The organism is Caballeronia sp. LZ035 (genome assembly GCF_031451175.1).
Taxonomy (GTDB): domain Bacteria; phylum Pseudomonadota; class Gammaproteobacteria; order Burkholderiales; family Burkholderiaceae; genus Caballeronia.
Window position 1 is genome coordinate 1,304,832 of sequence record NZ_JARUXS010000004.1, and the last position, 13,320, is coordinate 1,318,151.

General features: G+C 62.7%; 6 protein-coding genes and 1 pseudogene. 4 read left to right on the top strand and 3 right to left on the bottom strand.

The annotated features are described in order from the left end of the window. Positions 1-138 precede the first annotated feature (138 nt). Positions 139-828, top strand: coding sequence for an HD domain-containing protein (locus tag QCE88_RS36385; RefSeq protein WP_309910429.1), 690 nt, complete (start codon positions 139-141; stop codon positions 826-828). Positions 829-837: 9 nt separating this feature from the next. Here the strand turns inward: QCE88_RS36385 and QCE88_RS36390 are convergent, their stop codons facing one another. Both QCE88_RS36390 and QCE88_RS36395 read right to left on the bottom strand, forming a co-directional pair. Beyond that, positions 838-1,548 (bottom strand): extensin family protein, encoded by a 711-nt coding sequence (locus QCE88_RS36390; RefSeq protein WP_309910431.1) that lies wholly within the window; start codon positions 1,546-1,548, stop codon positions 838-840. 7 nt (positions 1,549-1,555) lie between these two features. After that, positions 1,556-2,611: an NAD(P)/FAD-dependent oxidoreductase gene (locus QCE88_RS36395; protein ID WP_309910433.1), complete on the bottom strand. Its 1,056-nt coding sequence runs from the start codon at positions 2,609-2,611 to the stop codon at positions 1,556-1,558. Between the two features lie 266 nt (positions 2,612-2,877). Here QCE88_RS36395 and QCE88_RS36400 point away from each other — a divergent pair, with 266 nt between their 5' ends. The 3 genes from QCE88_RS36400 (at position 2,878) to QCE88_RS36410 (ending at position 12,436) form a co-directional block, all read left to right on the top strand. Beyond that, positions 2,878-11,346, top strand: a complete 8,469-nt coding sequence (locus tag QCE88_RS36400; RefSeq protein WP_309910435.1) for a hemagglutinin repeat-containing protein — start codon at positions 2,878-2,880, stop codon at positions 11,344-11,346. 19 nt (positions 11,347-11,365) lie between these two features. After that, complete coding sequence (locus tag QCE88_RS36405) at positions 11,366-11,761, top strand: hypothetical protein (protein ID WP_309910437.1); 396 nt, start codon at positions 11,366-11,368, stop codon at positions 11,759-11,761. Positions 11,762-12,082: 321 nt separating this feature from the next. Then, complete coding sequence (locus QCE88_RS36410) at positions 12,083-12,436, top strand: hypothetical protein (RefSeq protein WP_309910439.1); 354 nt, start codon at positions 12,083-12,085, stop codon at positions 12,434-12,436. 510 nt (positions 12,437-12,946) lie between these two features. On the opposite strand, the pseudogene QCE88_RS36415 reads toward QCE88_RS36410, so the two are convergent. Further along, positions 12,947-13,158: pseudogene (locus tag QCE88_RS36415) on the bottom strand (IS256 family transposase); the annotation flags it as partial. Positions 13,159-13,320: the final 162 nt, after the last annotated feature.

A 13,320-nucleotide genomic window follows, 5' to 3' on the forward strand; every position in this document is an offset into this window, starting at 1 on the left:
CCGAGACTGATGACTGTCGCAACGCACTGATCCAGCCCGGCGGCGACTGCTGCGATTCTAGCAATGCAAGGCTGCATGTTCCTCACGCTTCGCCTGTTTCGAATACGCCGCCGGGTCCACTTTCAAGGAGTCTCTGTCATGAACGAAATCATCGCAGGCATCAAGATCCCCGATAGCCGCCTCGCGCGCGAAGCCACGCAACTCGTGCGCGACACCGAGCCCGACCTGCTCTATCACCACTCGCGCCGCGTGTTCCTGTTCGGCGCATTGGCCGGCGAACGCAAGCAGCTCAAGTACGACGCCGAGTTGCTCTACATCGGCGCGATGTTCCACGACATGGGCCTCACGCCGGCCTACAGCAGCCCGCATGACCGCTTCGAAGTCGATGGCGCGAATGCGGCGCGCACGTTCCTGCATCAGCACGGCATCGGCGAAAGCGATATCGAGCAGGTGTGGGACGCGATCGCGCTGCACACCACGCCGGGCATTCCGCAGCACAAGAAGCCGGTGGTGGCGCTGGTCACGGCGGGCGTCGAAATGGACGTGCTCGGTCTTGCCTACGACCAGTTCACCGACGATCAGCGGCGCCTCGTGGTGGCCGCTCATCCGCGCGAGGTGAACTTCAAGGAAGGCATCATCGACGCATTCACGCAGGGCACGATCAACAAGCCGGAATCGACCTTCGGCAACGTCAAGGCCGATGTGCTCGCGCTCAAGGACCCGAACTACCGGCGGCTGAACTTCTGCAGCATCATTCTCGGCTCCGCCTGGAACGATCAGCCGCACGATCACGCAAGCTGCCGCAACCCGGCGCACGCGCACGGTTGAGTGGGTGCTTCATCGGCAGAAGCTGTACGGCCCCATGTCCACGTGAAAGTGCGTCTTGTGGAGCGCGTTGTAGTCGGGGCCGAGCGTCGTGTCGAACGAACGGCACGCGCCCGCGTGAACCCGGCGCAGGAAGAGCGCGTCGGGTGAAGCAGCATCATCCCAGCGGGCGAGTGTAATGCGGCGGCCATCGTCGAGCACGAAGCCGGTCAGGTCGATGGCGTTCGCGCTCGCATGCTGGCTCAGCGCCGTGTCCTGCTGATGATTGACATTGCGGCACGCATAGCTGCCCACGTGCTCGATACGCGTCACGCCTTCACCGAAGGTTTCGCGCGCGGCGGGTTGCAAGTACTGATGCTCGAAATACGCGAGGCCGAGCGCCAGCGGACAGGTCGCGAGAAACGGCGCGCTGAAACGAACGTCTTCTGCCTGTGTGACGCGCACCACGTCTTTCAGCGGACAGCCGCCCTGCCCCGTTGCGTCCGCCATGCGTCGATAGACAAGCCCCGATTGCGCGAGCGCGGCGTCACAACGCTGCGGGTCGTGCATCGCGCGCCACAGCTTGAAACGCGTGAACGGTTCGGGCGGCGCGCGCACGTCGAGCGGCGCGAATGGATCGTAGCGTTCGGGCAGCGCGATGCGCCGTGAATACACGCCATAGCCGAACGCCAGCGCACCGGCCAGCATCGCCAGCAGCAGCCAGCCGATGATCCGGCTCACCACGCGTCGCTCAGGAATGATCGGCCGCGTGCGCCGCGCTCACGCGTTCCGCGAGCTTCGCGTCATAGCTCGAATGCACGTGCATGCGCTTCTTCTCGGGATAAGCGTATGCGTAGGCCTTGCGCAATGCCAGCGAGGCCTCGTGGAAGCCGGACAGAATGAGCTTCTGCTTGTTCGGATAGTTGGCGATATCGCCCACCGCGAAGATGCCCGGCCGCGACGATTCATAGTTCGACGTATCCACTTCGATGCGGCCGCCGCGCACGTCGAGATTCCAGGTCGCGATAGGACCGAGCTCCGACACGAGGCCATACAGCGCCACGAGCTTGTCCGCCGCGAGTTCGGTCGCGCCTTCGATTTGCTTGACGCGCACGTGCTCGAGCTGGCCTTGCGGGGCATCGAGCGAGTCGATCATGCCGACCACGAAGCTCATCTCGCCGGCTTCGACCGCGCGTTTCATCGCCGCGACCGAATTCGCTGCCGCCGAAAAGCCGTTGCGCCGATGCACCAGCGTCAGCGACTGGGCGATGTCCTTCAGTGCGAGCGCCCAGTCGAGCGCCGAATCGCCGCCGCCGGCGATCACGACATTCTTGTCCGCAAAGTCCGCCGCGCGCGACACGCTGTAATGCACGTCCGTGCCTTCGAGCGCCGCCGCTTCGGGCACCTGGAGGCGCTGCGGGACGAAGGCGCCGTTGCCCGCGGCGATCAGGATCGCCGCGCAATCGAAGCGCATGCCGTTCTCGGTGGTCACGGTCCAGCGATGATCGGCGTCGCGCTGGGTGACGGACTGCACGCGCTGGTCGAGATGAATGGGTACATCGAACGGGCGGATCTGCTCGAGCAGGCGGTCCACGAGTTCGCGCGCGGTGCAGGACGGGATGGCGGGAATGTCGTAGATCGGCTTGTCGGGATAGAGCTCGATGCATTGCCCGCCGATGCGACCGAGCGTATCGACGATCTGGCATGTCAGGCCGATCACCCCGGCCTCGAAGGCGGCGAACAGGCCGACGGGGCCGGCGCCGATGATCAATACGTCGGTGGTGATGGTTGCGCTGCTTGGGGTCATTTTTCGGGGAGTTCCTGTTTCGGCTGCGTGTTCCGGTGCAGCAGGGTTCAGGCCACGATACAGAAAGCACGCTGATGGAGCAATGAAGGCCCTTGTCGCGGAGCGGCGATTGGGCGGACTGCTGCATGTGCAGGACTCGGGCGTCTCGCGCTTTTCGGAGCTTTCTCCTTACGCCAGGCCATGGCGAGCGCTGACAATCTTCCCTGAGTTGCTTGCCTTCGCGACGCCTCGCGGGACGATCAAGCCGCCTCGTTCCCGATGAGAGCATGAATAAGCGTCTTTACAGGTCAAGGTTCAAACGCGTCTGGCATACGCTCGTCGGTGCAGCGAAGCTGTGCGTCGGCACGCTCGCCGGGACGGAACCGTCGAGTGGGCAGATCATCGCTATTCCGGGTGCCGGCGCGCAGGTCGTGCAGACGCAAAACGGGCTCGCACAGGTGAATATTGCCAAGCCCTCGGGTGCGGGTGTGTCGCTCAATCACTACTCGCAATTCGACGTTCCGAAGCAAGGCGCGATTCTCAATAACTCGCCCGCGATCACGCAGACGCAGCAGGCCGGCTGGATCAACGGCAACGCCAACCTTGCGCCGGGCGGCGCCGCGCGTGTGATCGTCAATCAGGTCGTGAGCAATGCGCCCTCCGCGATTCGAGGGTTCGTCGAAGTCGGCGGGCCGCGCGCCGAAGTCGTTGTGGCCAATCCAAACGGTTTGATAGTCGACGGGGGTGGTTTCATCAACACGAGCCGTGCCATTCTGACCACCGGCACACCGAACTTCGAGCCGAACGGGTCGCTTTCGGGTTTCACCGTCAACGGCGGCAACATCGTCGTGCAGGGCGCGGGCCTGAATGCCGCGAACGTCGATCAGGTCGATCTGCTCGCACGCGCGATTCAGGTGAACGCGGCCATCTACGCGAACCAGCTTACTGCGATTACCGGCGCGAACGGCATCGAGCACGACACGCTCGCCGCGACGCCGGTCGCGGGCAACGGTCCAGCGCCCGCCGTCGCGCTCGACGTGAGCGCGCTCGGCGGCATGTATGCCAATCGGATCTTTCTCGCGTCCAACGAGTTTGGCGTCGGCGTCTCGACGCGCGGCGTGCTGGCCGCTCAGGCGGGTGACCTCACGCTCACGTCGAACGGCAAGCTTGTGCTCGCGGGACAATCCAACGCCAGCGGCACACTCAACATTTCCGCGCGCGACGGCATCGACAATCGCGGCACGACGTACGCGCAAGGAGATCTCGTCGTCGCGACAGGCGGCCTGCTGGCGAATAGCGGAGTGCTTGCGGCGCAGCGTCACACAAGGCTGCGCGCGGACAGCATTGCCTCGACGGGCACGCTGGCGGCGGGCGTGAATGGCGACGGTTCGTTGGCGCATTCGGGTGACCTCGACGTGAGCGCCGCCGGTGCGGTGACGGTGACCGGTCGCAATCTTGCCGGCGGCAGTGCGGCCCTGAGCGGCAGCGCGCTCGATCTCGGCGGCAGCACGTTGTCAGCTCATCGCGCATTGGTACTGACCGCACGCAGCGGCGATGCCGATTTCTCAGGCGCAACCATCACGGCGGGCGGCAGCGTCAAGGCGAGCGCCGCGAATGCGCTCGTCAACGACCATGGTGAACTCAGCGCGACAGATATCCAGTTGGACGCGGCGTCGCTCTCGAATCGCAATGGGAAGATCGTTTCGAGTGATGCATTGACGGGTGATGTTCGAGGTGATTTGCAGAATCAGGGCGGCACGATGCAGGCCGCGGGCGCGGCGCTTGTGCGCGCTGGCAGCATCGATAACGGCAAAGGCTCGATCACGGGAAGCCAGATCGCGCTGGCTGCGGCTTATGTGACGAACCGCGGCGGCGCGATTGCACAGACGGGCACCGGCACGGCCGCGCTCGCCGTAACGAATACGCTCGATAACCGCGGCGGCTCGATCGCCAGCAACGGGCGCGTGGCTGTAGCGGCCGGTGCGGTCGTGAACGCGTCAGGCTCCATAACGGCCCGTGACAGCCTTGCGGTGACGGCCGACGGCGCGCTCGACAATGCCGACGGCAAACTGTTGTCGAACACGGACGTGAACCTCGTTAGCGGTGCATTGAACAACGACCGCGGGAGGATTGGTGCTGGCGCTAATGAGACGATCCAGACTGGGCGGCTGACCAATAGCGGCGGCTCGATCGTCGCGCCGACTCTCACGTTGACGAGTACCAGCACAATTGACAACAGTGGCGGCGGAATCGAGGCGAACGCGCTCGACTTCAGCGCGACCGATCTCATCAATCGCGCAGGCCGGATCACGCAATACGGCGCATCGGCGACGGGATTTCATGTCAGCGGCACGTTCGACAATTCCCAAGGCGGCATCTTTCAGACCAACAGCGCGGATCTGACGTTCGCTCCCGGCACGATCATCAACGACGGCGGCTCGATCATCGATGCCGGCACGGGCACGCTGACGATTGCGCCCGGCAACGGCGCCGGCTATTTCTCGAACGTCGGCGGCCGGATCATCGCGGCGGGCACGTTCACGGTGCAGGCTTCGGGGCTGAACAACGCGAATGGCGTGCTTGCCGCACAAAGCGCACTCTCGGCGCGCTTCGCCGGCGACGTCGACAACACACAGGGCGCGATTCGCGCGCTCGGATCACTGTCGCTCGCCAGCAGCGGCCGCCTGACGAACACGAACGGGCAGATTCAAGCCGGCACGGGCGCAGACGTCGATCTGAGTACGCTCGAACTTCAGGCGGCGAGCGTCGACAACACAGGCGGCCTCGTCAGCAATCTCGGCACGGGGGATGCGGTCGTGCAAGGCGGCAACGGGATCGTCAACGGCGGCGGCACGATGACGGCCAACGGCCGCATTGCGGTCGAGAGTGCCGCGCTCGTCAATACGCAAAGCGCGCAGTTGAGCGGCGCCAATGTTACGGTGCGGGCCGACACCGTCGACAACAGCGGCGGCGGGATCGGCAGCGTGGCCGGCTCGAATGGCGACGTGGCGATCACGACCTCCGGTTCGATCACGAACACGGACGGCCAGATCGGCGCAACCCATGACCTTACGATCAACGCGGCGACGCTCACAGGCGGCGGCGCTTACAGCGCGGCGCATGACGTGGCCGTGATCGTCCAGGGCGACTTCGCGCCGACCACTGATTTCCGGTTCAGCAGCGGTCACGACCTGGCCTTTACGCTGCCCGGCACGTTCACCAACGGCGTGCTGCTCCAGGCGGCGAACAACCTCGACGTCAACGCGGCCGACGTCCGCAACAGCGGCACGATGATGGCGGGCGGCACGCTCAGCACGCACTCAAATACGCTGACCAACACCGGGGCGATCGTCGGCGGCAGTGTCTTGCTCAATGCGAATGGCGCGCTCCGCAATCTCGGGCCGACCGCGCTCATCGGCGCGACCGATGCCAACGGCACACTCGAACCGCTCGCCGCCGATATCGAGAATCGCGACGATATGACCGCGACCGTTACGCAGGCCAGCACCGCGATCTACGGCTTGGGCAAGGTCGTGCTCGCCGGCGGCAAGGACGCCAACGGCGAGTATACGAACGCGCACCTGATCCGCAATCAGTCGGCACTGATCGAGTCGGCGGGCGACATGGCGCTCTATGCGGCGCTGGTGACGAACACGCGCACTTCGATGACCACGACTGGCCTCAATCAGCCGCTCGATCCCGCCTTGATGGAGCAGCTCGGCATCAGCATGTCGGGCTGTACCGCCTATTACGCCGCGGCTTGCTCGGGGCAAAACGTGCCGTGGGGTTCGCCGCCGGATCCGAACGCCATCGGCGGCGCTTACGTTGAACCGCCGCACGGCGGCCAGTGGAACAGTGGCTATCAGTACACGACCTATACGGGCGTCGCGCTCGCCAACCTGATCGCGTCTATCAGCCCGAAGGCGCAGATCATCGCCGGCGGCAGTCTCGACGCGTCGCATGTCGGCCTGTTGCAGAACTTCTGGAGCGCGGTCGCAGCGGCCAGCGACATCGCGGCGCCGTCGATCCTCGATCAGAACAGCTGGCGCGGACAAAGCGCACCCGTCGTGCAAGTGACGTACTCGGGCTACTACCACTACAACAATTACGACGACTCGGAACACAACTGGATGCTGCCGTTCGGCGATGCGCCGTTTGTCGGCGGCCGTCCGGGTGGTTATGCGCAGGTTGCGCCCGCCGATATCCGCACCTACGCGCTGCCCGCCTACGAATCGAGCTTCGTCGCAGGACGCTCGCTCTCGGGCTCGGGCGTGAGCATCGACAACACGGCGGCCAACGCGGGCTTGCCGTCCATCGGACTTGCGCCGGCTCAGGCGCGCTCAGGCGTCGTTATCAGCGACCTCGGTGCGCGATCCGGTTCGCGAACGATCGATTCGGTGATCGCGGGCGCGACGGCGCAAAGTGTGTTGCAGAACCTCACGGTGCCGCCAGGCGGTCTGTTCAGTCACGCGAGCGCGCCGGATGCGACGTATCTCATCGTGAGCAATCCGGCTTTCACGAACCAGAAGAGCTTCATTTCAAGCGACTACTTCTTGCGGCAGCTCGACCTCGATCCGCAGAAGGTACAGAAACGCCTGGGCGATGGTCTGTACGAGCAACAGCTCGTGCGCAATCAGGTCACGACGTTGACCGGACGCGCCGTGCTCGGTCCGTACACCGACACGCAAGCCATGTATGAGGCGCTGTTGACCGCGGGCGCGTGGCTCGTGAAGTCGCTCGATCTGCCGCTCGGCATGAGTCTGTCGCCGGAACAGGTTGCGGCGCTGACGAGCAACGTCGTCATCATGCAGACGGTCGTCATCGACGGTCAGGCCGTGCTCGTGCCCGTCGTGTACCTTGCGAAGGCGAGCCAGCAGAACACGAACGGGCCATTGATCGCCGCGACCGATATCGATCTGAAGGACGCACAGACCTTCAGCAACAGCGGCACGATACAGGCGGGCAACACGCTTTCGATTCAAGGCAAGCAGATCGACAACGCCTTCGGCGCGCTTCGTAGCGGCGGCCTGATGTCCCTCACGACGCAAGGCGACGTCGATCTGACATCCGCAACGGTCAATGCAGGCAGCCTGGCGGTGAACGCCGGCGGCGATCTTCTCCTCAGTACCGCCGTCAATACACTCCACCAGGTCAGCGCGACGGGCGCGACGCGCACCGTGAGCACGCTCGGGCCGCTCGCCACCGTGAACGTCGCAGGCGACGCGGCAATCGTGACCGGTGGCGACCTTCAGCAGAACGCCGGCACGCTGGACGTCGGCGGCAATTTCGCGATGCTCATTGGCGGGAACTATGAGCTCGGGGCGGTGCAGACCGGCGAACACAAGGTGGTCGAGCGCGCCAATGGGCTGTCGAATACCAACCTCAGCCAGACAACCGGCAGCGCGCTCAAGGTGGGCGGCGCGACGCAGATCGGCGTCGGCGGAGATCTCACTGCGACCGGTGCCTTGATGGACCTGAGCGGCGGCGGCGTGCTCGCGGCGAATGGCAATGTCACCCTGCAAGCCGCGCGCGCGACCTCGACGGTCGACAGCAACAGCTCAGGCGCCGATGGTCACGGCTCTTACTCGGAATCGCTGCACCGCTCCGACGATACGCTCACGGCCACCGTGCTCAACGCGGGTAATTCGCTTGTCGTAGCATCGGGAAAGGACATCATCGTCAGCGGTAGCGCGATCAATCTGGACCATGGCACAGCCGCGCTTGCGGCGACCGGAAACGTCAACCTTGCCGCTGCGACGGAGACGCACGTCGAGAACACGCAGGAGCAGCACAGCCATAGGAATGCGGTCAGCGGCAAGGACGTCGCCAGTTCGCGCAGGAGCACGGCGACGCTTGCACAAGGCAGCATGGTTTCCGCGGACGCTGTGACCATCGCCAGCGGCCGCGATATCAACGTCAAAGGCAGTACGATCGTCGCCACGAACGACGTGGCATTGAGCGCGGCGCATGACGTGACTATCGGCACGTCGCAGGACAAGATGACGTCGTCGAGTAGCCGTCAGGAGAAGCGTTCCGGCCTCGGTACCAGCGGCCTCACCGTGACCTATGGCAGCAACAATCACGCGACGACCGATCACGCTTCGGGTGTCACAAACAACGCGAGCACGGTCGGCTCGCTGGCGGGCAATCTCTCGATTCAGGCCGGCAATACCCTGCATGTGACCGGCAGTGATCTAATTGCGGCGAAAGACCTCGTCGGCATGGGCGCGAACGTCACCCTCGACGCGGCCAAGGATACGGCGCAACGCTCGCGGACGGAAACCTCGCATTCGAGCGGGCTGGCGCTCGGGCTGTCGGGTTCAGTGGGCGATGCAATCAATAACGCCTATACGCAGAGCCACGCCGCGAGTCACTCGGCGAGCACGGGCAACGATCGCGCGGCGACGCTGCACGCGATCGCGGCCGCGGGGAATGCGGCGATGGGCGTCGCCGGCGCGATCGGTGGCGCGTTGATGCCGAACCCGAGCATTGCCGTTCAATCGAGCGTCGGGTCGAACAGCAGCCGCAGCGATTCGAGCGAAACGCAGACCATCCATCGCGGCGCATCCGTGAACGCAGGCGGCGCGGCGGCGTTCGGAGCGACCGAGGAAAACCTGAACATCGCCGGCTCGAACGTCAGCGCAAGCGACGTGCTGCTCGCCGCAAAGAATCAGGTGAACGTCATCAACACGACCGACACGGCGTCGACGCGCAGCTCCAACAGCAGCAAGAGCGCGAGCGTCGGCGTGTCGGTCGGCACGAACGGCTTCGGCATGTCGGCGGCGATGGCGAACGCGCACGGCGATGCCAACAGCGACGCGGCAATTCAGAACGCTTCGCACGTTACGGGCGCGAATAGCGTCGCGATCGTCTCAGGCGGCGATACGAACGTGATCGGCTCGCGGATCGCCGGAAGACGGATCGCGGCGGACGTCGGCGGCAATCTGAACATCGCGAGCGTGCAGGATACGACCGTCAGCGCGGCGCATCAGAGCAGCGACGGCGGCGGCTTCACGATCAGTCAGGGCGGCGGCGGTGCGAGTTTCAGCGCACAGAATGGCCATGCGGACGGGAACTATGCACAGGTCAAGGAACAGGCGGGGCTGGTTGCGGGGGACGGCGGCTTCGATGTGTCGGTCAAGGGCAATACGGGGCTAAAAGGCGCGGTCATTGCCGGGGCGGATGACGCAGCGAAGAACGACCTCTCGACGGGTACGCTGACGTTTGCAGACGTCGGTAACCACTCGCATTACTCGGCGAGCAGCATCGGCGGATCCGTGGGCCTGTCGCCGGGTCCGAGCTCCGACAAGGCGGTCGGTCCTGCTTCAGTGCCGGGCTCGGGCGGACTGCTGCCGATGATCGGCCAGCATGAGAACAGCGACCAGAACACGACGACACGTAGCGCGATCAGCCCGGGCACGATCACGCTCACCGCCGGCGATCCTCAGGCGCAAGACATCGCGAGCCTGAGTCGCGACACGACGAACACGAACGGAACAGTAGCGAACACGCCCGACCTGAACGCGATCCTGAACCAGCAGGCTGATACGATGCAGGCGGCGCAGGCGGCGGGGCAAGTGGTGGCTCAAGGTATTGGCGCGTATGCGGATGTGCAGCACAACATGGCCGAGGCCAATCATGATCAGGCGGCAGCGGATGCTTGGGATGAAGGGGGCCACTCGCGCGCGCTCCTTCAGGCAGCGGGCGGCGCACTTATTGGCGGGCTGGGTGGCGGTAGCGTCTCTACGGCGGTGGGAGGCGCAGCGGGCGCGGGCCTTGCCTCCAAAATGGCGAACCAACTGTACAGCCTTTCAAAGGGCGTCGCATCGGAGACGAGCTCGACCCTTCTGGGCAACCTTGCCGCGAACGTTGCGGCGGCTGCGGGTGGTGCGCTGGTTGGCGGCACGACGGGCGTTGCAACTGGAACCAGCGTTGACCTCTACAATCGACAGCTTCACCCGAATGAACGCCAGTGGGCGAACGACAACGCAAGCAAGTTCGCGCAGTTCTTCAAGGATCAGACCGGACAAACACTAACCGCCGACCAGGCGCAGCAGATGTTGCTGGCAAGCGGCTATCGGTTGGTGGATGCGACAGCGAGTGCTGGACCGGCGCCGGACGGAAACAAGTACGCGACGGCGTTCATCAGCCAGAATGGTGAGAGCATGTTCCGCGCAACGCCAACTGAGTACAACAGTCCGTTTCTCTATAGCAATGCTGACCATTCGCTGTCGCCGGAGCAACAGGCCCTTCCGGGCCACGAAGCTCATCTACAGGTCGGAATAGCCGCAGGCGGAGCGCTCGCTATGGTGGCACTTGGGACAATCGCGCCAGCGGTTGCGACGGGTTGGGCGGTCAACACGCTTTATGACTATGGCGGCGACACGTTCGCGTATGCATCGGGTTTGAGCAGGGACGCACCGAACACATCGAAGTCACTCACCGTTGGTTTTGTTGCAGGCTTGGCGGGTCCTGCCTTTTTGCCACTCGATACTCTCGGAAGCGGATTCGGTGCCAAAGTGGCTGTCGGGTCGTACAACGGCGTCTTAAGCGGGACGGCTGCGTTCGGGGGGAATGCAATCGCAATTCCTGCGGGCGATCCGTCGGCGAATGCCGCAACCGGAGCGACATCTTATGGCGCTGGAACGATCGCCCAAACGCTCATGCAGGGATGGGCTGGAAATATCGCGAACCATATCATTCAAACTTTCTCGGGTCCTACTCAAACGGCAATCGAGAACGCAGGCAAGAAGTGACTAACCTTGGGGCAATGCAATGAGCATCTTATCTACCCCCCTGGAACTGATTAGTCACGGAGGAGCTGCTGCAGTTTCGGGCGCCATTATTCTCGCCGCAGAGTGCTTGATATTTTTTTTGTTTGCTCTGGTGATTCGACGCCTCATCATTTTCTCAGGAAAAAAAGAAGTGAAAATTTCGGGCCGGGTGATTCGGAAATACGTGGTTCCCGAGCATCGAAAATGGCAAGGTAAAGCATCTGTCACTGTGCTCGCACAGAACGCGCTCGAAATAGAAGTGGAAAATCGCTTTTTTCAATTCCTACCGGTTTCGTGGAAATATGACCGCATAAGCGAAGGCGACCAAATTGACGTTGCCATCCAGAGAGGCCGCATCGGCAACGAAATCCGAATAGTTGATATAGGACCCTTCTGATCTCTACAACCGGCAGTGCATCCGCAGGAGAAGAAGTTTGCGAAGGGCGTTGCAGATACGAGCGGCGGAAAGTACACCAAGCAACAGATTGAACAGCAATCCTCTCATCGGCACGGCAATTACTGAATTTGGTAGATAGATCAAGAAAACGACCGCCTAAGAGTAAGAGAGTGTTCCGGTTGATCACGCGCGGCGATTATTTTTCGTTGGCATTTCAGTCTTTGGTGAGTTGTCGCAGGTGGAATGGTCTGGATTAGTTAGGATTTTCGGCCGTATTGATTTTTGGTTAATCCAGATTAATTTCTTTAATTGGATGATATTATGAAGAAAATTATTATAATCGCTGTATTGGCTACGGGAATGACTGGTTGCGCTTTCAATTCTGCTCAAAGAACGGGGAATATGAAGCTTGAGGACGCGACACAAGAGTCACTGATCGATCAGTTCAAACCAGAGGTCACCACCCGAGATGACGTGGTTGGCCAATTTGGTCCGCCGGATAAAAAAATTACCGCTGGGTCGATGGAAGTCTGGACATACTCGTATAAATCGAGTGCGTACGTAGTTTTTGTATTTGCCTCCGTGCCAATAGGCATACACAAGGCAGCCAATTTCTATTTTGACGAGAAGACCGGACTACTGAAAAAAATTCAGCTTGAGGCGCATCGAGGATAAGGCGTACCGCACTTTTAGTATCGCATTGGGATGAAGGCGGCTCCAACCGTGTCGCGCTTCATATCATCGGTGGCGGTCTGATTCGTGGCTTTGGTGGTGGCAGCATTGCTACTGCTTCGGGCGGTGCGGCGGGCGCAGGTATCGCATCGGCGTTCGGGGGCAAACTAAACCAACTGGAGGACGGAATCGGAGAACAGACCGGTTCCATGCTCGCGGGCAATGTGGCCGCAAACGCGTTGGCGGGTGTTGGTGGCGCATTCGTGGGCGGTGGCGCAGGCGCGGCCACGGCATCGAACGCGGACCTCTACAATCGCAGTTCGAGCAATGCTGACGGCAGGGGCAGCATGGGCACCGAGTTCTTGGCAGCGTGATCGATCGCGTGAAGTGGACGTTCGATGACGTTCCAGGCACGTTTGGCCATTGGGGCAATCAGATCTCCGGGCAGATGAACGCCGACGCTGCAGCGATGGCGTCACATCGACCGTTTGACTTGGCTGCATAGAATGGGTTCGGCGCTGCCCTCCGGATCGGGCCGTCTTCAGTAAGAACCGTCCGGCACCCCGACTGTTTCGCTGATTCGTGACGTTGGTTGTCTTGGCCTCACCCGGCGGGTAGCCCAGATGGTGATTCATCTCGCCGCCAGAGCGCGCTCGCTCAGAGCCCTCTTCAGCGCCAGCGTTGCAATTGATCGCTTCAACCGTCATTGGACCAATGCCAGACTGTTATGCGTCGACACGAAATGGCTGACAGGCCCGGTCCAGCCTCAATCCGACAACCCCATTTTCAGACTTCGCTAGTTCTCCGCGCAACCTCATTTCGCTAGATTAGTCGTCAAGCGTTCCGAGGATCACGAAACCTCGGCCCCCCGCCTGACCTCGCGTAAG